This window comes from Inhella sp., from assembly GCF_041912635.1.
Taxonomy (GTDB): domain Bacteria; phylum Pseudomonadota; class Gammaproteobacteria; order Burkholderiales; family Burkholderiaceae_C; genus Inhella.
Map to the genome: position 1 here is coordinate 19,143 of NZ_JAYRMO010000025.1, position 26,566 is coordinate 45,708.

The following is a 26,566-nucleotide window of genomic DNA, read 5'->3' on the forward strand; positions in this document are numbered from 1 at the left end:
ACTTCGAGCCATTGTGCAAGGGCCTGCGCGGCCTGGGTGCCACAATTTCTCCATGCCCGTGCATATCTGTGAACAGCCTCTGGATTTGGCCCAGGCCTGGCAGCGCGGCCTGGCGGCCGAGGTCGGCGCCATCGCCAGCTTTCTGGGCGTGGTGCGCGATCTGCCCGGTGGTGGCCTGCAGGCCCTGGAGCTGGAGCATTACCCGGGCATGACCGAGCGCGCCATCGAAACCATGATCGAGCAGGCCCGGCCGCGCTTCGGCCTGCACCACGCCGAGGTCTGGCATCGCGTGGGCCGGCTGGCGGTGGGCGAGCCCATCGTCTACGTGCTGACGGCCAGCCCGCACCGCCAGGCCGCGCTGGATGGCTGCGCCTTTCTGATCGATTACCTGAAGACCCAGGCGCCGTTCTGGAAGAAGGAGCATGGCCCGGCCGGCGCCCAGTGGGTGGATGCCCGCGAGGCCGACGACGCTGCGCTGGCGCGTTGGGGCATCAGCGCCCGCAACTCCGCATGAACCAGGCCCTGGCCGTGGCCTTCGGTGCGGCTGCCGGCGCGCTGCTGCGCTGGCAAGCCGGGTTGTGGCTGAACGCCCGCTGGGGCGGCTTTCCGCTTGGCACCCTCGCGGTGAACCTGGTGGGTGGCCTGCTGATCGGTGCCTGCTTGGTGCTGCTGGCGCGAGCCGATCAGGCGCTGTGGCGCCTGCTGCTGGTGACCGGCTTCCTGGGCGGGCTGACGACCTTCAGCGCCTTTTCCGCCGAATCCCTGACCCTGCTGCAGCGCGGCGCCTGGGGGCTGGCCACCCTGCACAGTCTGGCCCATGTGCTGGGCGCCTTGGGCGCGGCCGCACTCGGGGCCTGGCTGGCGCGCAGCCTTTGACACGGCGCAAAGCGCGCCCGGCTTGAAATGCCAAGCTCAGGGCCCACATGGCAGGCATTCCGGAGGAAACCCCATGCGCCCTGACAAATTCACCACCCGCTTGCAAGAAGCCCTGGCCGACGCCCAAAGCCTGGCCGTCACCCGCTCCAATCCCTACATCGAGCCTGTACACCTGCTGGCCGCCATGCTGGCCCAGCCCGAAGGCCCGCGCGCCTTGCTGGACCGCGCTGGGGTGAAGGTGGCGGCGCTCAAGGGCGCGGTCGAAGGCCTGCTGGGCGGCTTGCCCCAGGTGGAGGGCGGCGGCCAGGCGGTGCAGCCGAGCCGTGACCTGATGGCCCTGCTGCAGGGCGCCGAGCGCGAAGCCGCCAAGCAGGGCGATCAGTACATCGCCAGCGAAATGGCCCTGCTGGCCCTGGCCGATGCCAAAACCGACCTGGCTGGTGTGGCGCGTGGCCATGGCCTGAACCGTGCGGCCCTGGAAGCCGCGCTGAAGGCCGTGCGTGGCGGCGACAAGGTGGACAACCCCGAAGCCGAGGGCCAGCGCGAGGCGCTGAAGAAATACACGCTCGATCTCACCGAGCGCGCCGCTCAGGGCAAGCTGGACCCGGTGATCGGCCGCGACGACGAGATCCGCCGCGCCATCCAGGTGCTGCAGCGCCGCAGCAAGAACAACCCGGTGCTGATCGGTGAGCCCGGCGTGGGCAAGACTGCCATCGTCGAGGGCCTGGCCCAGCGCATCCATGCCGGCGAGGTGCCCGATTCCCTGCGCAACAAGCGCGTGCTGGTGCTGGACATGGCGGGCCTGCTGGCAGGCGCCAAGTTCCGTGGCGAGTTCGAGGAACGCCTCAAGGCCGTGCTCAAGGAAGTGGCCCAGGAAGAGGGCCGCGTGATCCTCTTCATTGACGAGATCCACACCATGGTGGGCGCCGGCAAGGCCGAGGGCGCCATCGACGCCGGCAACATGCTCAAGCCCGCGCTGGCGCGTGGCGAACTGCACTGCATCGGCGCCACCACGCTGGACGAATACCGCAAGTACGTCGAGAAGGACGCCGCGCTGGAGCGTCGCTTCCAGAAGGTGCTGGTGGGTGAACCCAGCGTCGAGCAGACCATCGCCATCCTGCGCGGCCTGCAGGAAAAGTACGAGGTGCACCACGGCGTGGAGATCACCGACCCGGCCATCGTGGCCGCGGCCGAGCTGAGCCACCGCTACATCACCGACCGCTTCCTGCCCGACAAGGCGATCGACCTGATCGACGAGGCCGCGGCCAAGATCAAGATCGAGATCGACTCCAAGCCCGAGGCCATGGACAAGCTGGATCGCCGGCTGATCCAGCTGAAGATCGAGCGCGAGGCCGTCAAGAAGGAGAAGGACGAGGCGTCGCAAAAGCGTCTGGGCCTGATCGAGGAAGAGATCAGCAAGCTCGAGCGCGAGGCCGCCGACCTGGAAGAGGTCTGGAAGGCCGAAAAGGCCCAGGCCCAAGGCTCGGCCCATGTGAAGGAGGAGATCGATCGCATCAAGACGCAGATCGAAGAACTCAAGCGCAAGGGCGACTTCAACAAGGTGGCCGAGCTGCAGTACGGCAAGCTGCCCGAGCTGGAGAAGCGCCTGCACGAGGCCCAGGCCAAGGAAGTCAAGGGAGAAAAGGCCGACAAGCCCAAGCTGCTGCGCACTTTGGTGGGCGCCGAAGAGATTGCCGAAGTGGTGGCGCGTGCCACCGGCATTCCGGTGAGCAAGCTGATGCAGGGCGAGCGCGACAAGCTGCTGGCCATGGAAGACAAGCTGCACCAGCGCGTGGTGGGGCAGGAGGAGGCCATCGTGGCCGTGGCCGATGCCATCCGCCGCAGCCGTGCTGGCCTGAGCGACCCGAACCGGCCGCTGGGCAGCTTCCTGTTCCTGGGCCCCACCGGCGTGGGCAAGACCGAGCTGTGCAAGGCCCTGGCCGGCTTCCTGTTCGACAGCGAAGATCACATGGTGCGCATCGACATGAGCGAGTTCATGGAGAAGCACTCGGTCAGCCGCCTGATCGGCGCGCCCCCCGGCTATGTGGGCTATGACGAAGGCGGCTACCTGACCGAGGCCGTTCGCCGCAAGCCCTACAGCGTGCTGCTGCTGGACGAAGTGGAGAAGGCCCACCCCGACGTCTTCAATGTGCTGCTGCAAGTGCTGGACGACGGCCGCCTGACCGACGGCCAGGGCCGCACCGTGGACTTCAAGAACACCGTCATCGTGATGACCAGCAACTTAGGCTCCCAGCACATCATGGCGCTGGCCGGGCAGGGCGACGAGGTGGTGCGCGAGGCCGTGATGCACGAGGTCAAGGCCCACTTCCGCCCCGAGTTCCTGAACCGCATCGACGAGACCGTGGTCTTCCACGCGCTGGGCCAGGAGCACATCAAGTCGATCGCGCGCATCCAGCTGCGCCATCTGGAGCAGCGCCTTGCCGCACAGGAGATGAAGCTGGAGGTGAGCGAGGCCGCGCTGGACGAACTGGCCAAGGTGGGCTTCGACCCGGTCTTCGGTGCCCGGCCGCTGAAGCGCGCGATCCAGCAGCGCATCGAGAACCCGGTGGCCAAGCTGATCCTGCAGGGCAAGTTCGGCCCGAAGGACATCGTGCCGGTGGATGTGGCCGACGGCGTGTTCAGCTTCGCCCGCGTCGTCCACTGACGCCGCGCTTTTTGGGCCCCGGCGAAGCGCGCCTTCGCCGGGGCCTTTTCATTGCCGGGACAATGGCCCGATGACCAAGCCTTCTGAGACCGGTATGGCACCGGTGGTGATCATCGGCGCCGGCCTGGCCGGCCTGACCGTGGCCCTGCACCTGGCCGACCGCACGCCCGTGCTGGTGCTGGCCAAGCGCGAACTCGGCGAGGCCGCCACGGCCTGGGCGCAAGGCGGCATCGTCGGCGTGCTGGGTAGCGACGACTCGATCGACTCCCACGTGCGCGACACCGCCGATGCCGGTGCCGGCCTGGTGGACGAGGCCACGGCGCGCTTCATTGCCGAGCGCAGCGCCGCCGCCGTGGAGTGGCTGGTGGGGCAGGGCGTGCCCTTCACGCAGGACGACGCCGGTCCGCTGGGCCTGCACCTGACGCGCGAGGGCGGCCATGCGGTGCGCCGCATCGCGCACGCGGCCGACGCCACCGGCAAGGCCATCCACGATGCCCTGCTGGCCAAGGCGGCCGCTCACCCGAACATCCAGCTGCGCCAGCGCTGGATGGCGGTGGACCTGATCACCAGTCGCCACCTGAAGCGCGAGGAGACCACCCGCTGCTACGGCGTGTACGCGCTCGACATCGACAGCGGCCGCGTGGACACCGTGGCCGCCCAGGCCGTGGTGCTGGCGACCGGCGGCGCCGGCAAGGTCTACCGCTACACAACCAATCCCGACACGGCCACCGGCGACGGCGTGGCCATGGCCTGGCGGGCCGGCTGCCGGGTGGCGAACATGGAGTTCATCCAGTTCCACCCGACCTGCCTGTACCACCCGCAGGAGCGCAGCTTCCTGATTACCGAGGCGCTGCGCGGCGAGGGGGGGCATCTGAAGCTGCCCAATGGCCACCGTTTCATGCCGGAGCACGACGAGCGTGCCGAGCTGGCGCCGCGCGACATCGTGGCCCGCGCCATCGACTTCGAGATGAAGAAGCACGGCGTGGACCATGTCTGGCTCGATGCCCGCCACCTCGGCGAGGAGTTCCTGAAGAGCCACTTCCCCACGATTCACGCACGCTGCCTGAAGTTGGGCATCGACATCGCCAAGCAGATGATCCCCGTGGTGCCGGCGGTGCATTTCACCTGCGGGGGCGTGGTCACCGATCTGGACGGCCGGGCCGATCTGCCGGGCTTGTTTGCCGTCGGCGAGACCGGCTACACCGGCCTGCATGGCGCCAACCGCTTGGCCAGCAACTCATTGCTGGAATGCGTGGTACTGGGCCAGACCTGCGCGGCACGCATCGCGGCCGAAGCGCAGGCCAGCACGGCAGTGCTGCCGGCCTGGGACGAGAGCCAGGTGGAGAACGCCGACGAGCAGGTGGTCATCGCCCACAACTGGGACGAGCTGCGTCTCTTGATGTGGAACTACGTCGGCATCGTGCGCACCACCAAGCGGTTGGAGCGAGCGCTGCACCGCATCGAGCTGCTGCGCGCCGAGACCCTGGAGTACTACGCGAATTTCCGCGTCAACCGCGACTTGCTGGAGCTGCGCAACTTGGTGGATTGCGCCGAGCTGATCGTGCGTTCCGCCCTGATGCGGCATGAGAGCCGCGGCCTGCACTTCAGCCGGGACTTCCCGGCCACGCTGCCGGTCAGCTTCCCGACCTTGCTGATCCCGCCGACGCGGCGCTGAGCCCGCGCAGCAGATGCTACTTGCAGTCGGAGGCGATGATTGCCTTCATTTGCTGAATTTCGGCCGCGCGGGCAGCATCGTCCAGGAGCACGCGCTCCCCAGACTCTGTGACTTTGGAAAGCCTGGCGCCTGATTCGAGCGTGGCCAACTGTTGTTTTGCGTTTGCGCAGTTTTCCGCACGAATTTCGGCGTTGCGCTTCTCCACCGCCTTCATGCGGGCTTCACCTTCCTTCGCTGCCCTCACTTTGGCATCGGCCTCACGCTTGGCTGCTGCTGCGCTGGCAGCATCGCCCGGGATACTGGCTGAGGGCTCAGATGCTTTCACGCCGAAGGGCACGATTTGAAGGGGTTTGCGTGCCCCGAGCGGGCGCGCCAGGATGTCTTTCTCAGGCGTGCCCTGGGGCGGCGGGCGGTCGCTGTACTGCACCTTGCCATTGGCGTCACGCCACTTCCACTGGCCCTGGGCCTGAGCAGAGCCCAGCGTCATCAACACACACAAAGCAAGAAGGCTGGCCGAACGGAGTGCAGTCATGGTGGTCAGGCGGGTGAACAGCGAGCAGCCAGTCTAGCCCGACCCCGCCCCGGCAGGGCTTACCCGCGGTGCTCTCTATAATCCCGCTTTGCGTCTGGAGCTTTCCCCATGCGCCTTCTTGGCAAAGCGTTGACCTTCGACGATGTGTTGTTGGTCCCTGCGTTCTCCACGGTGTTGCCGCGCGACACCGATCTTTCCACCCAGCTCACGCGCCGTATCCGCATCAACCTGCCGATTGTTTCGGCGGCGATGGACACGGTCACCGAAGCCCGGCTGGCCATCGCCATCGCCCAGGAGGGCGGCATTGGCATCGTGCACAAGAACCTGCCGGCCGCCGCCCAGGCGGCCGAGGTGGCTCGCGTCAAGCGCTACGAGTCCGGCGTGCTGCGCGACCCGATCACCATCGGTCCCGACCTGAAGGTGCATGAGGTGCTGGCGCTCAGCCAGCAGCATGGCGTCAGCGGCTTCCCGGTCGTCGAGGGCAAGAAGGTGGTCGGCATCGTCACCGGCCGCGACCTGCGTTTCGAGACCCGCATGGACGTGGCGGTGCGCGAGATCATGACTCCGGCGGAGCGTCTGGTCACGGTCAAGGAAGGCGTCTCGCTGGCCGACGCCAAGGCGCTGCTGCAGAAGCACCGCCTGGAGCGCCTGGTGGTGGTGAACGACAGCTTCGATCTGCGCGGCCTCATCACCGTCAAGGACATCACCAAGCAGACCAGCTTCCCGAATGCCGCCCGTGATGCCCACGGCAAGCTGCGTGTCGGCGCCGCCGTGGGGTTTGGTGACGACACCGAAGAGCGCGTCGAGCGCCTCGTCAAGGCCGGTGTGGATGTGCTGATCGTCGATACCGCGCACGGCCATAGCGCCGGCGTGCTGGACAAGGTGCGCTGGGTCAAGAGCCAGTACCCGCAGGTCGATGTCATCGGCGGCAACATCGCCACCGCCGCGGCAGCGCGCGCGCTGGCCGAGGCCGGTGCCGACGGCGTGAAGGTGGGCATCGGCCCGGGCTCCATCTGTACCACCCGCATCGTGGCCGGTGTGGGCGTGCCGCAGATCACGGCGATCGACAACGTCGCCAGCGCCTTGCGGGGCTCGGGCGTGCCGGTGATCGCCGACGGTGGCATCCGCTACTCGGGCGATCTGGCCAAGGCCATTGCCGCCGGCGCCGACGCCGTGATGATGGGCGGCGCCTTCGCGGGCACCGAGGAAGCCCCGGGCGACTTGATCCTCTACCAGGGTCGCAGCTACAAGAGCTACCGCGGCATGGGTTCGCTGGGGGCTATGGCCAAGGGCAGCGCCGACCGCTACTTCCAGGAAGGCGGCAACAACCCCAACACCTCCAAGCTGGTGCCGGAAGGCATTGAGGGTCAGGTGCCCTACAAGGGTTCGGTGGTGCAGGTGCTGTTCCAGATGGCCGGTGGCCTGCGCGCTTCGATGCACTACTGCGGCTGCGCGAGCATCCAGGACATGCAGGAGAAGGCGGAGTTCGTCGAGATCACCTCGGCGGGCATGCGCGAATCTCATGTCCACGACGTGCAGATCACCAAGGAAGCGCCCAACTACCGGGCGGAGTGAGCGACTGAAAGGCAGACAAGGCGGGGGCATTCCCCGCCTTGTCGTTTGAGCAATGCAAAACCGCCAGGCCTCGATGGCCTTCATCTTCGCCACGGTGCTGATCGACATGATCAGCATCGGACTCATCATCCCGGTGCTGCCGGCCATCGCGGGCAGCTTCTCCAGCAGCCAGGCCGACCACGCGGTGGCCTATCTCTGGGTGGCCGGCGCCTTCGGCCTGGCCAACTTCATCGGCTCGCCCATCCTGGGGGCACTGTCCGACCAGTACGGCCGCCGGCCCGTGCTGCTGCTGGGCTTCAGTGGGCTGGCGCTGTCCTTCTTCGTCACGGCCGCGGCCACGGCGCTGTGGATGCTGGTGGCCATTCGCCTCGTCAGCGGCGCCATGCAGGCCAACATCTCGGTGGCGAATGCCTATGTAGCGGACATCACGGCCCCGGCTGAGCGCGCCAAGCGCTTCGGTCAGCTGGGTGCGGCCTTCGGCATCGGCTTCATCCTCGGCCCGGCCACGGGCGGCATGCTGGGTGCGATTGATCTGCGCCTGCCCTTCGTCGTCGCCGGCTGCCTGGCCCTGGTGAACCTGGCCTATGGCTACTTCGTGCTGCCGGAGTCCCTGCCGCAGGACAAGCGCCGCGCCTTCGACTGGCGCACCGCCAACCCCATCAGCAGCCTGAAGAAGCTCGGCGAGCTCAAGGACGTGGGCGTGCTGGTGGTGGTGATCGGTCTCTCGGCCCTGGCGCAGTTCATCCTGCATGCCAGCTGGGTACTGTTCACCACCTTCAAGTTCGGCTGGGGGCCGAAGGAAAACGGCCTGTCGCTATTTGCCGTCGGCTTCATGTCGGTGCTGGTGCAGGGTTTCCTGCTGCCGCGCCTGCTCAAGCGCTTCGCCACGCCGCGCCTGGTCGTGCTCTCGCTCGTGTCCAGCAGCCTGACCTACTTTGGCTGGGCCCTGGTGCCGCAGGGCTGGATGCTGGTGGTACTGATCGTCTTCAATGTGTTCGGCTACGCCGCGTCGGCGGCCATCCAAAGCATCGTCTCCAACAGCGTGGACGCCACGCGTCAGGGCGCCACGATGGGCGCGGTGGCGGGCCTGAACAGCCTGATGGCCGTGCTCGGCCCGCTGATCGGCCCGGGCCTGCTGACGCTGGTGGCGCACCTGCCGCAGGGCGACTGGCGCATCGGCGCGCCCTTCCTGCTCTGCGCCGCGCTGCAGGCGCTGGCCCTCGTCTTCGCGCTGTCCTACCAGCGCCGTCATCCTTCCCAAGCTGCTCTTCAGGTGAATTCCCATGCATGACAAGGTCCTGATCCTCGACTTCGGCTCGCAAGTCACCCAGCTCATCGCACGGCGCGTGCGCGAAGCCCAGGTGTATTGCGAGATCCATCCGAACGACGTCTCGGACGATTTCATCAAGGCCTTCAAGCCCAAGGCCATCATCCTGAGTGGCAGCCATGCCTCCACCTACGAAGACCATGAGCTGCGCGCGCCGGCCCAGGTCTGGGTACTGGGTGTGCCGGTGCTGGGCATCTGCTACGGCATGCAGACCATGGCCGTGCAGCTGGGCGGCCAGGTGAGCTGGAGCGACCACCGTGAGTTCGGCTACGCCGAGGTGCGGGCGCACGGCCACACGCAGCTGCTCAGCGGGATCGAGGACTTCGCCACGCCCGAGGGCCACGGCATGCTCAAGGTCTGGATGAGCCACGGCGACAAGGTCAGCGCGCTGCCGCCCGGCTTCAAGCTGATGGCCAGCACGCCGAGCTGCCCGATCGCCGGCATGGCCGACGAGAGCCGCCGCTTCTATGCCGTGCAGTTCCACCCCGAGGTGACGCACACCCTCAAGGGCGAGGCCCTGCTGCGCCGCTTCGTGCGGGACATCGCCGGCTGCCAGGGCGACTGGCAGATGGGCTCTTACATCGACGAGGCGGTCGCCAAGATCCGTGAGCAGGTGGGGGACGAGGAGGTCATCCTCGGCCTGTCCGGCGGTGTCGATTCCTCGGTGGCAGCGGCGCTGATCCACCGCGCCATCGGCGACCAGCTGACCTGCGTGTTCGTCGACCACGGCCTGCTGCGCCTGAACGAGGGCGACGCGGTGATGGAGATGTTCGAAGGCAAGCTGCACGCCCATGTGGTGCGGGTGGACGCGAGCGAACTTTTCCTCAAGGAACTGGCTGGAGTCACCGACCCGGAGCAGAAGCGCAAGATCATCGGCCGGCTGTTCGTCGACGTCTTCAAGGCCGAGGCCGAGAAGCTCAAGGCCGGCGACCGTGGCCACAAGGGCGCCAAGTGGCTGGCCCAGGGCACCATCTACCCGGACGTGGTGGAAAGCGGCGGCACCAAGACCAAGAAGGCCACCACCATCAAGAGCCACCACAACGTCGGTGGCCTGCCCGAGCAACTCGGCCTGAAGCTCCTCGAACCCCTGCGCGAGCTGTTCAAGGACGAGGTGCGTGCACTGGGCGTGGCCCTGGGCCTGCCGGCCGAGATGGTCTACCGCCACCCCTTCCCGGGCCCGGGCCTGGGCGTGCGCATCCTGGGCGAGGTGAAGAAGGAGTACGCCGACCTGCTGCGCCGCGCCGACGCCATCTTCATCGAGGAGCTGCGTGGCTGGAAGGACGACGCCACGGGCAAGAGCTGGTACGAGCTGACCAGCCAGGCCTTCACCGTGTTCCTGCCCGTGAAGAGCGTGGGCGTGATGGGCGACGGCCGCACCTACGACTACGTGGTGGCGCTGCGGGCGGTGCAGACCAGCGACTTCATGACCGCCGACTGGGCCGAACTGCCCTATGGCCTCTTGAAGAAGGTGTCGGGTCGCATCATCAACGAGGTGCGTGGCATCAACCGCGTGACCTACGACGTGAGCTCCAAACCGCCCGCGACGATCGAGTGGGAATGAGCAAAGGGGCCTGCGGGCCCCTTATTCATTCCCCGAACAGCGATTGATTGCTGGGCTTGTGGGCCTTGGGCCGGGCCCGGAGGCCGCTGGCAGGGCCTTGCACCGCACCCTCCAGCCCCGCCGCCCGCACGCCCATCAGGCGCAGGCGCTTGCTCAAGTCCACCCGCTTCAGGCAGAGCCCGGCGGCGCGGCGGATGTCGGCGGCAGCCTGCACCGGGGCCTCCAAGGTCTGATCCCGGGTGACGGTCTTGAAACCCTCGAAGCGCAGCTTGATGCCGATGGTGCGCGCGCCCAAGTTCTTCTTCGACAGGTCGCGCGCGAGCGCCTCGCAGAGCCGGTCCAGGATGGCGCCCAGCTCGGCTCGGTCTCGCACCGCGTGCAGGTCGCGCTCGAAGGTGGTTTCGTGGCTGATCGAGACCGACTCGCTGTGCGTGACGACCGGGCGCTCGTCGCGGCCATGGGCGGATTCGTGCAGCCAGGCGCCGTAGCTCTTGCCGAAGCGCTGGATCAGCCAGGCCGGGTCGCAGGCGGCCAGCTCGCCAATGCTGTGCACCCCCAGGTCCTCCAGGCGCTGCGCGGCCTTGGGGCCGACGCCGTTGATGGCGCGCACGCTCAGCGGCCAGATGCGCGTGGCCAGGTCCTCGGGGCGGATCAGGGTCAGGCCATCGGGCTTGTCGAGCTCGCTGGCGATCTTGGCCAGCAGCTTGTTGGGCGCCAGGCCGATGGAGCAGGTGAGGGCGGTGGCGGCGCGCACGTTGTTCTTGATGTCCTGCGCGAGCTGCTTCAGCCCACCCAGCGGGTCGTGTGCCACGCTGCCGCGCCCCTGGGCGAGCTCGCTCAGGTCGATGTAGATCTCGTCGATGCCGCGGTCCTCGATGACCGGGGCGATCTCGCGCACGGCGGCCTTGAAGCGGCGCGAGGCGGCGCGGTATGCCTCGAAGTCCACCGGCAGCAGGATGCAGTCGGGCGCCAGCGCGGCGGCCTTCATCAGGCCCAGGCCCGAACGCACGCCGAAGGCGCGCGCCGCGTAGGTGGCGGTGGTGATGACGCCGCGGCCGGTGTAGTCACGCAGGCGGGAGAACTGCAGCTGGCCGTCGGCCCCGGCGCGCGGCTGGTGTTCGCGCCGGCCGCCGATGACCACCGGCTGGCCCTTGAGCTGCGGGTAGCGCAGCAGCTCGACGGACGCGTAGAACGCGTCCATATCGAGATGGGCGATCCAGCGCTCAGCCAAGCCGGCTGCGGTGGCGCGCGATCTGGGCGCGTACCTGCTCGGGCGCGGTGCCGCCCAGCACCTTGCGGCTGGCCAGCGAGCCTTCGAGCGAGAGCGGGCCGAACACATCGGCGTCGATGCGCGCGTCGATGGCCTGCAGTTGCGCCAGCGACAGCGCAGCCAGCTCCAGCCCTTGCTCGCTGGCCACGCGCACCGCGTGGGCCACGATCTCGTGCGCGTCGCGGAAGGGCACGCCCTTGCTGCGCACCAGGTAGTCGGCCAGGTCGGTGGCGGTGGCGTGGCCCTTCTGGGCGGCGGCACGCAGGTTGTCGGCGCGGGCTTCCAGGCCGGCCAGCATCTCCACAAAGATGCGCAGGGTGTCGCGCAGGGTGTCCACCGTGTCGAACAGCGGTTCCTTGTCTTCCTGGTTGTCCTTGTTGTAGGCCAGGGGCTGGCCCTTCATCAGGGTCAAGAGGCCCATCAGATGGCCATAGACGCGGCCGGTCTTGCCGCGCGCCAGTTCGGGCACGTCGGGATTTTTCTTCTGCGGCATGATCGACGAGCCGGTGCAGAAGCGGTCGGGCAGGCGCACGAAGCCGAAGCTCTGGCTCATCCACAGCACCAGCTCCTCGCTCAGGCGTGAGATGTGCATCATGGCCAGCGCGGCGGCATGCGTGAACTCGATGGCGAAGTCGCGGTCGCTCACGGCGTCCAGGCTGTTCTGGCACACGCCTTCCATGCCCAGGGTGCGCGCCACGCGCTCGCGGTCCAGCGGGTAGGGTGTGCCAGCCAGGGCAGCGGCCCCCAGGGGCAGGCGGTTCACCCGACGGCGACAGTCGGCCAGGCGCTCGGCATCGCGGGCGAACATTTCCACGTAGGCCAGCAGGTGGTGACCGAAGCTGACCGGCTGGGCCACCTGCAGATGGGTGAAACCGGGGGCGATGACGTCCGCATGGACCTCGGCGCGCTCCACCAGCACGGCCTGCACCTGGCGCAGCAGCTCCAGCAGACCGTCGATTTCGCCGCGCAGCCACAGGCGCACGTCGGTGGCCACCTGGTCGTTGCGGCTGCGGCCGGTGTGCAGGCGCTTGCCCGCCAGGCCGACCAACTCGGTCAGGCGCGCCTCGATGTTCAGGTGCACGTCCTCCAGCTCCAGCTTCCACTCGAACTGGCCGCTGGCGATTTCGGCGCGGATCTGCTGCAGGCCGCGCTGGATGTCGGTCCAGTCGGCGGCGGAGATCAGTTGCTGCGCGTGCAGCATCTCGGCGTGGGCCAGGCTGCCCTCGATGTCGGCGGCCCAGAGGCGTTGGTCGAAGCCGACGCTGGCGGTGTAGCGCTGCACCAGTTCGCTCATCGGTTCGGCAAACAGGGCGGACCAGGCTTGGGCCTTGTTGGCCAGGGGGTTGGAAGACATGGAGGCGCGAAGGCAGCAAGGAAGCCTAGGATTCTAGGAATCACCCCATGACGCAGACCGAAGCCCCCCTTTCCAGCCTGCTGGAGCCCGTGACCCCGAGTACCGCACCCTTGTTGGTGCTGCCCGTGTTCGAGTTGTGTCATGTGGGCGTGGTGTTGCGCGCCCTTCTGGGTGTGCAGGGTTTGCTGGCGCTGCTGCTGGCAGCTCTGGCGCGCAGTCCGCTCGAATGGATGGATGCCTTCATGAGCGCCAGCACGGTCAGCGTGCCGGCGCTGATGGCGTGGTTGGTGGTGGTGTGCGGGCTGCAGGTGCGCTTGGCCGCCTGGCCCTTGCTGCGTGTGCGGCTGGCCCTGGGAGCCTTGGGGGCGCTGTGTGCCTGGGCGCCCTGGTGGCTGGGTGCGCACTTCTTGGATTTGGCCCAGGCGGAACCCGTCAGCTTGTTTCGGGGTTCGGCGGTCGCGGCTTGTGGAGCCACCGCGGCAACCTTGCTGGTGCAGGCGCTGGTGTTGCGTGCCCGAGCGCAGGCGCCTATGGGTATGCAGGCCCGTTGGGTGGAGCTTCAGGCGCGCATTCGGCCCCACTTCCTCTTCAACACGCTCAACACCGCCATTGCCTTGGTGCGGGTGAGCCCGCAGCAGGCCGAGCAGGTGCTGGAGGACCTGGGGGAGCTGTTTCAGGCCGCACTGGCACCCGACGAGCAGGCCTGCACCCTGGCCGACGAGATCGAGCTCGCGCGTCGCTATCTGGACATCGAGCAACTGCGCTTTGGCGCGCGCCTGCGCCTGCACTGGGAGTTGGACCCGAGTTGCGGTGGCGCCCGCGTGCCCCCCCTTCTCTTGCAGCCCCTGGTGGAGAACGCCGTGCGCTATGGCGTGGAGCCCAACGAGGAAGGCGGCGAGTTGTGGGTTCGCACGCGACGTCGTGCCGGCGGCGTTGAGCTGAAGGTCTGCAACAGCCTGGGTGCGCCAGGTTCGGGCGGGCATGGCCTGGCGCTGGCGAATGTGCGTGAGCGTCTCGCCCTGTTGCACGATGTAGCGGCCACGATGCAAATCGAGGCCTCGCCCCGGCAATACTGCGTCCGCATCACCTTGCCCCTGTAGGGAAGCCCTTCGCATGCTCACCCAGCCGCCCCTGCGCGTTCTGATCGCCGATGACGAACCTCTGGCGCGTGCGCGCCTGCGCACGCTGCTCGAAACCTGCCGCGACCCCCATGCCGAGGTAGTGGCCGAGGTCGGCACCGCCTCCGCCGCCCAGACCTGGCTGCGCGAGCACGGCTGCGACCTGGTGCTGCTGGACATCCAGATGCCCGGGCCCGACGGGTTGATGCTGGCGGAATCTCTGCAGCACCGCCTCGGCAGCCCGCTGGTGGTGTTCGTGACTGCCCACGCCAAGCACGCCGTCGAGGCCTTTGGCCTGGATGCGGTGGACTACCTGACCAAGCCCTTCCGCGCCGAACGCCTGCAGTCCGCCCTGGTGCGGGTGGCACAGCGCCTGCGCGAGCGCGAGGCTGCGGCCCAGCTGGAGCCGCGCCAGGCCGAGGAAGGCGAGGCGCTCAGCATCCACGAGCGCGGTCGATTGCTGCGGGTGCCGCTGTCGGAGGTGCTCTATATCAAGGCCGAGCTCAAGTACCTGACCGTGCGCACCGCCCAGCACCGCTATGTCATGGACGGCAGCCTGAACGACATCGAGCAGCGCCTGGGCCACCGGTTCCTGCGCGTGCACCGCAACGCCCTAGTGGCCAAGGCCGCGGTGCGCGAATTGGCGCGTCACCAGCCCGGCGAGGAGGAGCTGCCGGCGGATTTCGGCGCGGCTGAACTCGAGTCGGCCGAGACCTGGTCGGTGCGCGTGGCGCCCGTCAACGAATGGCTGCAGGTGTCACGCCGCCAGCTCGCCGCGGTGCGAGAGGCGCTGCGGGCGCTGGCGGGCTGAGCGGCGCGGACGGCCATGCTCGCCACCCTGCTGCTCGCCGCCGGCCTCAGCGCCAGCCCTGCCGATCTCGCCTTCATGCAAGGCAACTGGGAAGGCCGCCTGGGCAGCCTGCAACTGCAGGAGCGCTGGACCGACGCGGCCGGTGGCCTGATGCTCGGCGTGGCCCGCAACCTCAAGGGCGAGGGTGCCGCGCGGCGTGCCGTCGGCTTCGAGTTCCTGCGCATCGAGTTCCGCCAGGACGGCTCGGTCGTCTATGTGGCCCAGCCCCAGGGCCGCCCACCCACCGAGTTCCGGCTGACGGCGCTGGAGACTGGTTCGGCCCGCTTCGAGAACCCGCAGCACGACCACCCCAAGTCCATCCGCTACCGGCTGGAGGGGCCGGACGCCTTGGTGGCCGAGTTGGAAGGCACCGAAGGCACGCAGCGCTTTCGCTTCCAGCGCGCACCCAGTGGCGAACGCTGAATTGCCCAGGCACCAAGGCCGCTGACGCCGGGTTTTCACGCGCGGCACCCAGAATCGGCGCATGGAGCGCCCCGTACCCAGTCCGACCGCCTTCCCGACCCGTTCGGACCTGCCGCTGCACCAGGAACTGCATGCCCGCCCCGCGCTGCCGGCGCGTGCGCCCTGTGTGGTGTCGTACTGGGCGCTGGCCGACATGGCCAGCGAGCGCGCCGACGCCGCGCTCCTGGCGCTCAGCCGCTGGGTGGGTGCACCCGACCCGCTGCCCGGCCAACGCCATGCCCGCGTGCCCGGCCCGGGCTGGGAGCTCAAGTTCGAGCGCCATGGCGAGTTCGTCAGCTGGCAGCTGAACCGCCCGCTCAGCGCCTGGACCTGGCCGCAGGACCCGCTGCAGGCGCGCACCGCGCTGCAGCAGATCGGTACCCTGGACGACCTGCCCCAGGCCCTGCTGGCCGAATTCCAGAAGCCCGACGCCGGCCGCCTGATTGCCGCCACCCATGTGCTGATGCTGGCCGCGCGCGGCGACGACGAGCTGCTCGGCCAATGCCGCGAGGCCTTGCGAGGCGGTGGCGGCGATGACAGCGCCCCGCTGATGGGCGCCTTCATCGGCGACGCCCGCAATGCCGCGCTGCTGACCCAGTTGCAGCTCGGCCCAGACGGCTTCACCCGCTTCGTGGTGCTGGACTTTGGCCTGCCGCGCGACCAGGCCGCGCGCGAGGCGCAGCGTCTGTGCGAGATCGAGGCCTACCGCATGCTGGCCATGCAGGGCTTTCCGCTGGCGCAGCAGGAGTCCCAGCGGCTCGATGCGCTGGAGCAGCGCCTGCAAGCCGCCGTGCACGCCCTGGCGCACGAACCCGACACCGACGACGCCGCCGCCTTTGCCGAGCTGACCGCGCTGGCCGCCGAGGTGGAGCACGCCAGCGCGCGCAGCGGCTACCGCTTTTCCGCCACGCGGGCCTACCACGCCCTGGTGCGCCAGCGCCTGGACGACCTGCGCGAGCAGCGCATGATGGGCGTGCAGACCCTGAGCGGCTTCCTGAGTCGGCGCTTCGCCCCGGCCATGGCCTATTGCGAGAGCACCGAGCGCCGCCTGGGCGCTTTGGGCGAGCGCATCAACCGCGCGGTGAACCTGGCGCGTGTGCGCATCGAGGCGCAGCGCGAGCAGGGCAACCAGGAACTGCTCCGCGCCCTGGCCACGCGCCAGCAGGCGCAGCTGAAGCTGCAGCAGACCGTCGAGGGGCTCTCGGTCGTCGCCATCAGCTACTACGCGCTGGGCTTGGTGGGCTACGGCGCCAAGGCGCTGGCCAAGCTGCCCGGCCTGCCAGCCTGGTGGCCCTCGGCCGATGCGCTGGTGGCCCTGGCGGTGCTGCCGGTGCTGGGGGCGGTGGCCTGGGGCTTGCGGCGGCTGCGGCGCGGGGAGTGATCAGGGCTTGATGCGGCGGGGCCTGACTTCCAGCCGCACCACACGTCGATCGGTTTCGGAGTTGAACTCCAGCGTGGCCAACTCACCGTTGGGGACCATCAGCCGCGGCTGCAAGTTGCGGCCCCCGACCTGCAGCTCGAAGCGCAGGTCCAGGTAGGCGGGCAGCCGGGCTTGCATGCGCAGCTTTCCGGCGATCGGCAGGGGGCCGTCGCGGCCCAATTCGATCCGGGTGTCCTGACCCAGGTCGCCACGGGTGTGCACCGTGTCGATGGACTGTCCGTCTACAAAGGCGCGCAGCTCCAGCTCCACCGCCCCCGACTGGTCCGGGTCCACAGGAGTGCTGAGGCCGCCCTGGCCCGGTTCCACGCGATCGATCGTCACCACCGCCCGCTGCTGGCGCAGCTCGGGCTCGTCGACGGCGATTTGCAGCGGCTTGCCGACGCTGATGAGGCCTTCGGCCTCTGACATCGTCACCCTCGGAAAACCCAGGTTCAGATAGGCGTGCACGCGCTGTGAGCGGTCGGCCTGCTGGGCCTGGCCACTGAGGGTCACGAGCAAGTCCTTCTGCTTGAAGCTGCTGAGGCGCACGGAGGCCTGGCCCGGGCTGCCCAGTTCGACCCGTTGCACATCCACCAGACGATCGCTCACATAGCTGCTCACGGCATAGGTCAGGCTCTGCCCCGCAGGTCCGGATGCCGGCGCTGCAGGGGGTGTCAGAGCCCAGGCGCTGCCCAGCAAGGCGAGGCAGCTCAGCACGGCGAGCCAGGGACGGGCGACACGGCGAGAAAGCGACTGGAGCATGGTGATTCTTTCGATCAAGGGATGGGGCGCGAAGGGGCTGATGGCCAGCGGCGTCGCCGCACCGGGTTGGGCTTTGGCCAGCGTGCGCAGATAGCGTCCCGTCTGCTCCGGCTGCGCGCGCAGCACGGCAGCATCGGCGGCCAATTCCTGGTCGGCGCGGAAGCGCCGCAGCGCCCACCAGGCCAACGGGTTGAACCAGTGCAGCAGCCACAGCAGGGCGGCCAGCAGGTTCCAGAGGTTGTCCCGCCTTTGCGCATGCACGCGCTCGTGGGCACGGATCAGGCAGCGCTCTTCGGGCGAGAAGCGCGCACGGAAGTCGCTGGGCAGAAGCAGGCGCGGCTTGAGCAGGCCGACCCAGGCCGGGCTGTGCCCCGCCGGCAGGCGGCGCCTGCGGACCTGGCGCTGGAACTGCCATTGGCGCCCGGCGAGCAGCAGCGCCAGCGCGAAGGCGCCGAGCGCCCACAGGCTCAGCCAAGGCAGGGCCGTCGGGATGGCGGCGCCAGCGGGTGCCGTGGCGGCGGCCGCTGACCAGCCGCCCAACTGGACTGTGTAAGCCAGCGGCAGTGCCGTGGCCGCAGGCCGGGGCAGGGCGGGGCTGAGCAACACCAGCGGCACCGCCATCCAGCCCAAGTACAGCGCCGGGGCGCCGCCCAAGCGCTTGAGCAAGGGGCGCAGCAAGAGCAGGGCTACCACGGTGCCACTCAGCAGCAGACTTTGCTGCAGTAACAGGGCTTCACTCATCACAACTCTCCGCCAGCAGCTTCTGCAGCGCCGCGCGGTCGGCCGCGCTGAGCTTCCTCTGGCTGCTGAACTGCGCCACCAGCGGCGCCAGCTGGCCGCCGAACAGGCGGTCGAGCAGGCCGATGCTCTGGCTGCCCACCCAGTCCTCGCGCGCCAGCAGGGGCCGGTAGAGGTAGCGCCGGCCGTCCTTGTCCGCGGCGATGGCGCCCTTGTTCAGCAGGCGGTTCAGCAGGGTCTTGATGGTGGCGAGCTGCCAGTCCTGCTGGCCGGCCAGGGCGGCGGCGATTTCATCGGTGGCCTGTGGCGCGCGCTGCCACAGCACTTCCATGACCTGGGCCTCGGCTTCGCTGATGGGGAGCTTCATGTGATTGATTACTGATGTAAACGCATTAAGTTTACGGGTGTAATCAAATCCATTGCCGCGGGCAAACCCGCGTTTTGCGCCATCGGCGTGTGCACAGGCGCGCGGGGCGGGGCCGTGCGCTAGCGCTTGTCATCGTTCTGACGTTAAGTTCCCGCTGTCGGTCCGCCAGGGCTTCGTCACGAGGGGCATGTCATGCGATGGTGGTGGGTGCTGGGGGTAGGTGTCATGGGTTCGGCGCTGGCGCAGGACGGCGGCAAGGGATTGAGCGACGCCGAGCGTGCCAAGCGCGATGCGGAAAAGGTGTTCAGCTTCATCAAGTTCCAGACGGTGAAGAAGCCCAGCGCCGCACCAGCAGCGGCACCCAGCGCCGCGGCACCAAGCCCCAGGCTGGCCCCTGCCCGCTCGGACGCCACGCCAACGGCCCGCAGCAAGCCCGCCGCGCCCGAGCCCGGCGTCGCAGCGGCGCAGGCCTCGGCACCAAGCTTGGCCTCTGCGCCGGCAACCGTGCCGCAAATTGTGCCGGAGGCAAGCCGGCCGCAGGGTGCGGCGGCGGAAGACCCGGCCCGCCCTGCGCTTGGGGCGCCGGTTCAACCGCCCGCCGCCGCGGCGCCGCCGCCCACGCCCGAGCCGGAGCCCGAAGAACAGGAGGTTGAGCTGAAGCTGGTGGACTTCGTGGCGCCGGAACTGACGCCGCAGATCCAGGCCACCCTGGGGGCGAGCAGCCCGGTGGTCAAGCTGCGCTTCATGGTGGGCACCGACGGGAAGGTGCAGAGCGCGCGTGCCGTGGAAGGCGTGCCGCGCCGGCTGGGTCAGGTGGCCGAGCGCGCGGTGTTGCAGTGGCGCTTCGAGCCCCTGCCGGCCGCCCGGGAGGTTGAAGTGGAAATCGCCTTCAAGCGCTGACGCCGAGCGCCCGCGCGATGTGCCCGCGCTTGACGGTGGGCTTGGGCACGCGGATTTCCTCGAACCAGCGGCGCACGTCCCAATCCAGCCCCACGCCGTGCATGAAGTTGTAGAGCCCGCGCTTCAGGCCCAGGCCCAGCCGGTCGTGGTCCACGCCGGTGGGGTCGATGAAGCCGATGTCGTTCTTGGCAAAGGTTCCGGGCGGCAGCGGGATCAGCTGCACGCCGAATTCCTCGGGCTTCTGGCCGACGGGCGAGTGCACGGTGCAGGCAAAGCGGTGGAAGAAGCCGCTGTGGATGCAGCCCTCTTCGAAGAGCTGGCGCACGTACTCCAGGGCATCGACGGTGTCCTGCGCGGTCTGGGTCGGGAAGCCGTACATCAGGTAGGCATGCACCAGCACGCCGTGGTCGGCAAAGGCCTTGGTGACGCGTGCCACCTGCTCCACCGTCACGCCCTTGTTCATCAGCTTCAGCAGCCGGTCACTGGCCACCTCCAGGCCGCCGCTGATGGCAATGCAGCCGCTCTCAGCGAGCTTTTCCACCAGGGCCGGGGTGAAGGTCTTTTCGAAGCGCACATTGCCCCACCAGCTGATGTCCAGGCGGCGCTGGATCAGTTCATCGGCCAGGGCTTTCAGCATCTTGGGCGGGGCGGCCTCGTCCACGAAGTGGAAGCCGGTCTGGCCGGTCTCGGCCACGATGGCCTCGATGCGGTCGGCCAGCACTTCGGCGGTGGTGGCCTCGTAGCGGCCGATGTAGTCCAGCCCCACGTCGCAGAAGCTGCACTTCTTCCAGTAGCAGCCCAGGGCCACGGTGAGCTTGTTCCAGCGCCCGTCGCTCCACAGCCGGTGCATGGGGTTGAGCATGTCGAGCAGGCTCAGGTAGTCCTGCAGCGGCAGGCCGTCCCAGGTGGGCGTGCCCACGTCCTCGAAGGGCACCTCGGGTTCGCCCAGGCCAGCCTGGTAACGCACCTGACCTTCCTCGCGCCAGAAGGTGCGCACCAGCCGGCTTTTTCCCCGTTTTCCCTTGAGGTGTTCCAGCAGGGCCAGCAGCACGCGCTCGCCAGCGTCCAGGGTGACGAAGTCAAAGTAGTCGAACACGCGCGGCTCGGCCAGCTCACGCAACTCGGTGTTCACGTAGCCGCCACCCAGCACCAGGGTGATGTGCGGGTGCGCTTGGCGGATCGCCTGGGCGATTCGGAAGGCGCCGTACACGCTGCCGGGGAAGGGGCAGGAGAGCAACACCACCTGCGGCTGGTGCGCTTCGATGGTTTCGAGCGTGAGCTGCTGCAGCGCTTCATCCACCACGGTGGGTGGCGCCGCCAGGGCCTCGGCCAGCGGGTCGAAGCTGGGCTGGCTCATGGCCAGGCGCTCGGCGTAGCGCACGAACTCGAAGCGCGGGTCCAGGGCCTCGCGGATCGCATCGGCCAGGTCATTCAGGAACAGGGTGGCCAGGTGGCGCGCGCGGTCTTGCGCTCCCAGGGTGCCGAAGGCCCAGGCCAGCGGGTCGGGTTCGTCTTCCTGGCCGGGGATGCCGGCATCGGCCGGCGCAAAGCGCGGCCCTTCGGGCAAGTAAGCGCGGCTGTTGATGCGGTGCGCCAGCGTGGCGTCGCGCCCCTGCAGAAAGGCCAGCACCCGGGGCGTGACCTGGGCGATGTGCTCGGCCTCCTGCAGATGGAACTGCAGGCTGGGGCTGGGCTGGGCCACCGCCTGGGCCGCACGGCGCAGGCGCTGCAGGCCCTGCGGGCTGAGCAGGTGCAGCACCAGGGCGAGGGCCAGATCGGCCTGGCGGGCATCCACGCCCTGGCGGCGCAGGAAGCCGGTGAGGTAGGCGGTGGCGGGGTAGGGGGTGTTGAGCTGCGTCATCGGGGGGATGAGCGACAGCACCCGGGGCGATTCGGTCATGGTGGGCAGGGGGTTGAGCCCGGATTGTCTGGCTTGCGCCCCGGCAAAGCCTGGCTTCGGCGGGGCCGGGGTGTGCCTGAATCCCGGACAGTGTTGCAGTGCAGCATTACGGGTGGTTTCGCGTAAGCTCGCGCCCTCTCTTCACGAGGCTGCCCATGAACAAGCTCTACCCGAGCGCCGATGCGGCACTGGCGGGCCTCGTCCACGACGGTCAATTGATCGCCGTGGGCGGGTTCGGTCTGTGCGGCATTCCCGAGGCGCTGATCGACGCGCTGCAACGCACCGGTGCGCAAAACCTGACCGCGATTTCCAACAACGCCGGCGTCGATGGCTTCGGCCTCGGCAAGCTGCTGGAAACGCGCCAGATCAAGAAGATGATTTCCTCCTACGTGGGCGAGAACAAGGAGTTCGAGCGCCAGTACCTGGCGGGCGAACTGGAGCTGGAGTTCACGCCCCAGGGCACGCTGGCCGAGAAGCTGCGCGCCGGCGGCGCCGGCATCCCGGCCTTCTTCACCCGCACCGGCGTGGGCACCCTGGTGGCCGAAGGCAAGGAGCTGCGCGAATTCGACGGCCACACCTATGTGATGGAGCGCAGCCTGCGCCCCGAGCTCAGCCTCATCAAGGCCGACGTGGCCGACAAGGCCGGCAGTCTGCGCTTCCGCCTGACGGCCCGCAACTTCAACCCCGCCGCGGCGATGGCCGGCAAGGTCTGCGTGGTGGAAGTGGAGAAGATCGTCGAGGTGGGCGAGATCGCCCCGGACGACATCCACCTGCCCGGCATCTACGTGCATCGCATCGTGCACAACCCCACCCCCGAGAAGCGCATTGAAAAGCGCACCGTGAGGAACTGAGATGGCCTGGAACCAAGACCAAATGGCGGCCCGCGCCGCCCAGGAGCTGGAAGACGGCTTCTACGTGAACCTCGGCATCGGCATCCCCACCCTGGTGGCCAACCATGTGCCGGCGGACAAGGAAGTCTGGCTGCAGAGCGAGAACGGCATGCTGGGCATCGGCCCCTTCCCCACGGAAGCGGAAGTGGATGCCGACCTCATCAACGCCGGCAAGCAGACCGTGACCACGCTGCCCGGCAGCTCGATCTTCGGCAGCCACGACAGCTTCGCCATGATCCGCGGCGGCAAGATCAACTTGAGCATCCTGGGCGCCATGCAGGTCAGCGGCAGCGGCGACCTGGCCAACTGGATGATCCCCGGCAAGATGGTCAAGGGCATGGGTGGCGCCATGGACCTGGTGGCCGGCGTGGCCCGCGTGGTGGTGCTGATGGAGCACGTGGCCAAGAAGAAGGACGGCACCGAGGACCTGAAGATCCTGCCCAAGTGCACGCTGCCGCTCACCGGTGTGGGCGTGGTGCACCGCATCATCACGGACCTGGCGGTGATGGACGTGACGCCCGCCGGCCTGAAGCTGGTGGAGCTGGCCCCCGAAGTGACGCGCGAGTTCGTGCAGAGCAAGACCGGCGTGCCGCTGATCTGACCGGATCCTGGCGTTAACAGAATGAAGCGGCCGCCAAGAGCGGCCGCTTCTACATTCGGCGCATGCAAGCGCCTGTGCCGATTGAAGGGGAAGTGGCCGAGGTTCCTGCGCCGGAGTTGAGCGCGGAGGCCTTGCTGGGCGCACTGGGCGCCGCCGCATTGCTGACGGCTTGCGGCGGAGGTGGCGGCGGGGCACCGGCCCCCGCGCCTGTCCCCGCACCGGCCCCGCCGCCTGCACCCAGCCCACCAGCGGCGCCGGCACCTTCGCCAAGCCCTTCCCCCGCGCCCAGCCCGGCTCCCACGCCGGCGCCCCCACCTGCACCGGCACCACCCCCCAGCCTTGCCGCGGCCGAGGCCGCGCGCTTCCTGCTGCAGGCCGGGCTGGATGCCCGCCCCGCCGAGATCGCCGCCGTGCAGGCGCAGGGCATCGCAGCCTGGCTGGACGCACAGCTGGCCCGGCCACCCGAAGGCAGCAGCCGCTACGACTGGATGGTGGCCAAAGGCTTTGCCGTCGAGGCCAACACCAACAGCTTCAACGGCGCCGATGCGGCCATCTGGCGCAAGCTGCTGACCGCTACCGACCCGGTGCGCCAGCGCATGGCCCTGGCCCTGTCCGAGATCCTGGTGGTTTCGATGAACGGCCTGCCCATCCCCTGGCGCGGCCTGGCCATTGCGCATTACGCCGATCTGCTGGAGCAGCATGCCTTTGGCAGCTACCGCCAGCTGCTGGAGGCGGTGACCTTCAGCGTGCCCATGGGCAGCTACCTGAACCTGCGCGGCAACCGCAAGGAAGACCCGGCCACCGGCCGCGTGCCCGACGAGAACTACGCCCGCGAGGTGATGCAGCTGTTCTCCATCGGCCTGCTGCTGCTGAACCCGGACGGCACGCCGCAACGCGCGGGCGGCCAGCCTGTGGAAAGCTACACGCAGGCCGACATCACCCAGCTGGCGCGCGTGTTCACTGGCTGGGACAGCAACCGCGCCGGCAACGACGACTACGAGTACGTCAAGCGGCCGATGATCCATGTGGCCAGCCGCTTTGCGGCAGGAGACAAGTCGGTGCTGGGCAAGACCATCCCCGCCAGTGCCGATGGCCCGGCCGCGCTGCAGCAGGCGCTGGACATCCTGGCCAACCACCCGAACGTCGGCCCCTTCATTGGCCGCCAGCTGATCCAGCGCTTCACCCAGAGCCACCCCAGCCCGGCCTATGTGGCGCGCGTGGCGACGGCCTTCAATGACAACGGCCGCGGCCAGCGCGGCGACCTGAGGGCCACCTTGCATGCCGTGCTGCTGGACCCCGAGGCCCGCGCCGCACCCAGCGGGGTGCAGGGCGGGCTGTATGGGGGACGACTGCGCGAACCGGTGCTGCGCTTCGTGCAATGGGCGCGCACCCTGGGACTGAACTCGCCGGGCGACCTTTGGGCCATCGGCGACACCTCCGACCCCGCCACCCGCCTGGGTCAGAGCCCCTTCCGCAGTCCCACGGTCTTCAACTTCTTCCGCCCCGGCTATGTGCCCTCGGGCGGGCCGCTGGCCGCGCAGGCTCTTACCGTGCCCGAGTTCCAGCTGCTCAACGAAAGCAGCATCGCCGGCTACCTGAACACCATGCAGAACTGGATCACGAATGGCGTGGGCGACCTGCGCCCGGATGTCTCGGCCCTGATCCCGCTCGCCGCCGATGCCCCTGCACTGCTGGCGGCGCTGAACCTGCACCTGGCCGCCAACGCCATTCCGGGCGCTGTGCTCAGCCAGCTGTCCACGGCCGTGGGTCAGATCAGTGCCGGCACCGACAGCGGCAAGCTCGCCCGCGTGCGCGCCGCCCAGCTGTTGGTACTGGCCAGTCCGGATTACCTGATTCAGCAGTAGGCACAGTCCGCCATGCACATCAACCGCCTGCCCGAACTGCGCCGCCGAGCCTTTCTGCGCCGCGCCAGCCAGCTGGGCCTGGCCGGCGCCGCCGCGCCCTGGGCGCTGAACCTGGCCGCGCTGGGCGAGGCCGCCGCGGCCGACGCCAGCGGCGGCTACAAGGCCCTGGTGTGCGTCTTCCTCTACGGGGGCAACGACCAGAGCAACACCGTCGTCCCCTACGACACCGCCGGCCACGCCAGCTACACCACGCTGCGCGCCGGCCTGGGCCTGGCCCGCGACACCCTGGCCGCCACGGCCCTGACGCCGCGCCTGGCCTTGCCCGGCGCCACCCAACTCGCGCTGGCGCCGCAGCTGGCGCCGCTCAAGCCCTGGTTCGACAACGGCCAGATGGGCGTGCTGCTGAACGTCGGGCCGCTGCGTGCGCCCACCAGCAAGGCGCAGTACCAGGCGCGCTCGGTGCCGCTGCCGCCGCGCCTGTTCTCCCACAACGACCAACAGTCCGTCTGGCAAAGCAACGAGGCCGAGGGCGCCACGCGCGGCTGGGGCGGCGCGCTGGGCGATCTGTTCCTGGCCAGCAATGCCACCGCTGCCTTCACCTGCATCAGCACCAGTGGCAACGCCGTCTACCTGGCGGGCGATCAGGCCATCCGCTACCAGGTCTCGACCAACGGCGCCGTGCCCATCAATGGCGTCAAGTCCGCGCTCTTTGGCTCCACCGCCTGCCAGCAGGCGCTGCGCAGCCTGCTGACCACGCCGCGTGGCCACTGGCTGCAGAACGAAATCACCCAGGTGGCCGGCCGCGCCATCGACGCCGAGGCCCGCGTGGCCGCCGCGCTGGCGGGGGCGAGTGCGCTGCAAACCACCTTCCCGGCCACGGGCCTGGCGCGCCAGCTGCAGGTGGTGGCGCGCCTGATCGCCGCGCGTGGCGCGCTGGGCGCGCAGCGCCAGGTCTTCATGGTCTCGCTCGGTGGTTTTGACAACCACGACGACCTGACGGCCAACCATCCGGGCCTGCTGACGCAGATCGGCGGCGCGCTGGCGGCCTTCCAGACGGCGATGGTGGAGCTGGGCGTGGCCAATCAGGTCACCACCTTCACCGCCAGCGAATTCGGCCGCACGCTCACCAGCAACGGCAATGGCAGCGACCACGGCTGGGGCAGCCACCAGCTGCTGTTGGGCGGCGCGCTGCGCGGTCAGCGCTTCTGGGGCAACTGGCCGGTGCTGGCCAACAACGGGCCCGACGACGTGGGCCAGGGCCGCCTGATTCCTTCGACCGGCGTGGACCAACTGGCCGCCACGCTGGCGCGCTGGATGGGCGTGGCCGACAGCGAGCTGGCCCGGATCGCTCCCAACATCGGCCGCTTCGCCGCGCGCGACCTGGGCCTGTTCACGGCCTGAAGGGCCCGCTCAACGCCCGCCCGTGGCCGTGCTCAGCAGGGTTTCTGGCGCGCCGCCGGCGATCCAGACGGTCTTGGCGTCCAGCGCAAACAGGGTGGCGAGGCGGCGCTCGCTGCCGCTTTGCTGCAGCTGCCATGTCTGGCCGCCATCCTGCGTGCTGAACAGCAAGCCGCGCCCCAGGCGATCGAAGCGAACCCGAGCGCGCTCCAGCGCACCCTCGGCACGGGCCTTGTCCCATTGCTGGCCGCCGTCCTGGCTGTGCAGCAGCTCGCCCGCCTGGGTCAGGGCCTGCCAGCTGCGGCCGCCGTCTTCGCTGCGCCAGATGCTGCCATCGCTCTTGAGCATCAGACCCGTCTGCGCGTCGAAGAAGCCGAGGCCGTCAGTCCGGCGACGCTCATCCTCGGCGCCCGCGCTGCCGGGCAGGGGCTGCCAGGTGCGGCCCAGGTCTGCCGAGCCG

Annotated in this window: 23 protein-coding genes; 16 read left to right on the forward strand and 7 right to left on the reverse strand. The window is 69.0% G+C overall.

The window, feature by feature from the left end; genetic code table 11:
- Window positions 1-52 precede the first annotated feature (52 nt).
- The 4 genes from ACE3QP_RS14900 (at window position 53) to nadB (ending at window position 5,216) form a co-directional block, all read left to right on the forward strand.
- Window positions 53-514, forward strand: a complete 462-nt coding sequence (locus ACE3QP_RS14900) for a molybdenum cofactor biosynthesis protein MoaE (protein ID WP_374437257.1) — start codon at window positions 53-55, stop codon at window positions 512-514.
- Window positions 511-876: a fluoride efflux transporter CrcB gene (gene crcB / locus ACE3QP_RS14905; protein ID WP_374437259.1), complete on the forward strand. Its 366-nt coding sequence runs from the start codon at window positions 511-513 to the stop codon at window positions 874-876. Before ACE3QP_RS14900 ends, crcB begins: the two co-directional genes overlap by 4 nt.
- A 73-nt stretch (window positions 877-949) precedes the next feature.
- Complete coding sequence (gene clpB / locus ACE3QP_RS14910; protein WP_374437260.1) at window positions 950-3,541, forward strand: ATP-dependent chaperone ClpB; 2,592 nt, start codon at window positions 950-952, stop codon at window positions 3,539-3,541.
- 70 nt (window positions 3,542-3,611) lie between these two features.
- The gene (gene nadB, locus ACE3QP_RS14915) at window positions 3,612-5,216 is read left to right on the forward strand and encodes an L-aspartate oxidase (protein ID WP_374437262.1); all 1,605 of its coding nucleotides are present in this window, start codon (window positions 3,612-3,614) and stop codon (window positions 5,214-5,216) included.
- Between the two features lie 16 nt (window positions 5,217-5,232).
- On the opposite strand, the gene ACE3QP_RS14920 is transcribed toward nadB, so the two are convergent.
- Window positions 5,233-5,748, reverse strand: a complete 516-nt coding sequence (locus ACE3QP_RS14920; RefSeq protein ID WP_374437264.1) for a DUF4124 domain-containing protein — start codon at window positions 5,746-5,748, stop codon at window positions 5,233-5,235.
- A gap of 108 nt (window positions 5,749-5,856) precedes the next feature.
- Between ACE3QP_RS14920 and guaB the strand changes: the two genes are divergently transcribed.
- The 3 genes from guaB to guaA are packed head-to-tail and all read left to right on the forward strand — an operon-like array spanning window position 5,857 to window position 10,211.
- Window positions 5,857-7,323, forward strand: a complete 1,467-nt coding sequence (gene guaB / locus ACE3QP_RS14925; RefSeq protein WP_374437266.1) for an IMP dehydrogenase — start codon at window positions 5,857-5,859, stop codon at window positions 7,321-7,323.
- A 52-nt stretch (window positions 7,324-7,375) separates the two neighbouring features.
- Window positions 7,376-8,614: an MFS transporter gene (locus ACE3QP_RS14930; protein ID WP_374437268.1), complete on the forward strand. Its 1,239-nt coding sequence runs from the start codon at window positions 7,376-7,378 to the stop codon at window positions 8,612-8,614.
- The gene (guaA, locus tag ACE3QP_RS14935; protein WP_374437269.1) at window positions 8,607-10,211 is read left to right on the forward strand and encodes a glutamine-hydrolyzing GMP synthase; all 1,605 of its coding nucleotides are present in this window, start codon (window positions 8,607-8,609) and stop codon (window positions 10,209-10,211) included. The genes ACE3QP_RS14930 and guaA overlap by 8 nt, the downstream gene beginning before the upstream one ends.
- A gap of 25 nt (window positions 10,212-10,236) precedes the next feature.
- On the opposite strand, the gene dinB is transcribed toward guaA, so the two are convergent.
- Both dinB and argH read right to left on the reverse strand, forming a co-directional pair.
- The gene (dinB, locus tag ACE3QP_RS14940; protein ID WP_374437271.1) at window positions 10,237-11,442 is read right to left on the reverse strand and encodes a DNA polymerase IV; all 1,206 of its coding nucleotides are present in this window, start codon (window positions 11,440-11,442) and stop codon (window positions 10,237-10,239) included.
- The gene (gene argH, locus ACE3QP_RS14945) at window positions 11,435-12,835 is read right to left on the reverse strand and encodes an argininosuccinate lyase (protein WP_374437273.1); all 1,401 of its coding nucleotides are present in this window, start codon (window positions 12,833-12,835) and stop codon (window positions 11,435-11,437) included. The genes dinB and argH overlap by 8 nt, the downstream gene beginning before the upstream one ends.
- Before the next feature lie 47 nt (window positions 12,836-12,882).
- Here argH and ACE3QP_RS14950 point away from each other — a divergent pair, with 47 nt between their 5' ends.
- From ACE3QP_RS14950 to ACE3QP_RS14965, 4 genes are all read left to right on the forward strand, one after another.
- Window positions 12,883-13,935, forward strand: a complete 1,053-nt coding sequence (locus ACE3QP_RS14950) for a sensor histidine kinase (protein WP_374437275.1) — start codon at window positions 12,883-12,885, stop codon at window positions 13,933-13,935.
- A 13-nt stretch (window positions 13,936-13,948) separates the two neighbouring features.
- Window positions 13,949-14,764, forward strand: coding sequence for a LytR/AlgR family response regulator transcription factor (locus ACE3QP_RS14955; protein ID WP_374437277.1), 816 nt, complete (start codon window positions 13,949-13,951; stop codon window positions 14,762-14,764).
- Window positions 14,765-14,779: 15 nt separating this feature from the next.
- A complete protein-coding gene (locus ACE3QP_RS14960) occupies window positions 14,780-15,226 on the forward strand; it encodes a DUF6265 family protein (protein WP_374437278.1) in 447 nt (148 codons plus the stop codon).
- A 61-nt stretch (window positions 15,227-15,287) separates the two neighbouring features.
- Window positions 15,288-16,646, forward strand: coding sequence for a DUF3422 domain-containing protein (locus ACE3QP_RS14965; protein ID WP_198112513.1), 1,359 nt, complete (start codon window positions 15,288-15,290; stop codon window positions 16,644-16,646).
- Here ACE3QP_RS14965 and ACE3QP_RS14970 read toward each other — a convergent pair whose 3' ends face one another.
- Both ACE3QP_RS14970 and ACE3QP_RS14975 read right to left on the reverse strand, forming a co-directional pair.
- Window positions 16,647-18,188: a M56 family metallopeptidase gene (locus ACE3QP_RS14970; RefSeq protein ID WP_374437280.1), complete on the reverse strand. Its 1,542-nt coding sequence runs from the start codon at window positions 18,186-18,188 to the stop codon at window positions 16,647-16,649.
- Entirely contained in the window at window positions 18,181-18,552 is a 372-nt protein-coding gene (locus tag ACE3QP_RS14975) for a BlaI/MecI/CopY family transcriptional regulator (protein ID WP_374437282.1), read from the reverse strand. Before ACE3QP_RS14975 ends, ACE3QP_RS14970 begins: the two co-directional genes overlap by 8 nt.
- 192 nt (window positions 18,553-18,744) lie before the next feature.
- Between ACE3QP_RS14975 and ACE3QP_RS14980 the strand changes: the two genes are divergently transcribed.
- The gene (locus ACE3QP_RS14980; RefSeq protein ID WP_374437284.1) at window positions 18,745-19,452 is read left to right on the forward strand and encodes a TonB family protein; all 708 of its coding nucleotides are present in this window, start codon (window positions 18,745-18,747) and stop codon (window positions 19,450-19,452) included.
- Here the strand turns inward: ACE3QP_RS14980 and ACE3QP_RS14985 are convergent.
- Entirely contained in the window at window positions 19,442-21,352 is a 1,911-nt protein-coding gene (locus ACE3QP_RS14985) for a radical SAM protein (RefSeq protein WP_374437285.1), read from the reverse strand. The two genes, ACE3QP_RS14980 and ACE3QP_RS14985, sit on opposite strands and share 11 nt — an antisense overlap.
- 155 nt (window positions 21,353-21,507) lie before the next feature.
- Between ACE3QP_RS14985 and ACE3QP_RS14990 the strand changes: the two genes are divergently transcribed.
- From ACE3QP_RS14990 to ACE3QP_RS15005, 4 genes are all read left to right on the forward strand, one after another.
- Window positions 21,508-22,203 (forward strand): CoA transferase subunit A, encoded by a 696-nt coding sequence (locus tag ACE3QP_RS14990; protein ID WP_374437287.1) that lies wholly within the window; start codon window positions 21,508-21,510, stop codon window positions 22,201-22,203.
- A 1-nt stretch (window position 22,204) separates the two neighbouring features.
- Window positions 22,205-22,843 (forward strand): 3-oxoacid CoA-transferase subunit B, encoded by a 639-nt coding sequence (locus ACE3QP_RS14995; protein ID WP_374437289.1) that lies wholly within the window; start codon window positions 22,205-22,207, stop codon window positions 22,841-22,843.
- 62 nt (window positions 22,844-22,905) lie between these two features.
- Entirely contained in the window at window positions 22,906-24,708 is a 1,803-nt protein-coding gene (locus tag ACE3QP_RS15000) for a DUF1800 family protein (RefSeq protein ID WP_374437290.1), read from the forward strand.
- 12 nt (window positions 24,709-24,720) lie between these two features.
- Window positions 24,721-26,109: a DUF1501 domain-containing protein gene (locus ACE3QP_RS15005; protein WP_374437292.1), complete on the forward strand. Its 1,389-nt coding sequence runs from the start codon at window positions 24,721-24,723 to the stop codon at window positions 26,107-26,109.
- A gap of 9 nt (window positions 26,110-26,118) precedes the next feature.
- On the opposite strand, the gene ACE3QP_RS15010 is transcribed toward ACE3QP_RS15005, so the two are convergent.
- Window positions 26,119-26,454 carry a WD40/YVTN/BNR-like repeat-containing protein gene (locus tag ACE3QP_RS15010; protein ID WP_374437293.1) on the reverse strand — a complete coding sequence of 112 codons (336 nt, stop codon included), beginning with the start codon at window positions 26,452-26,454 and terminating at the stop codon, window positions 26,119-26,121.
- Window positions 26,455-26,566: the final 112 nt, after the last annotated feature.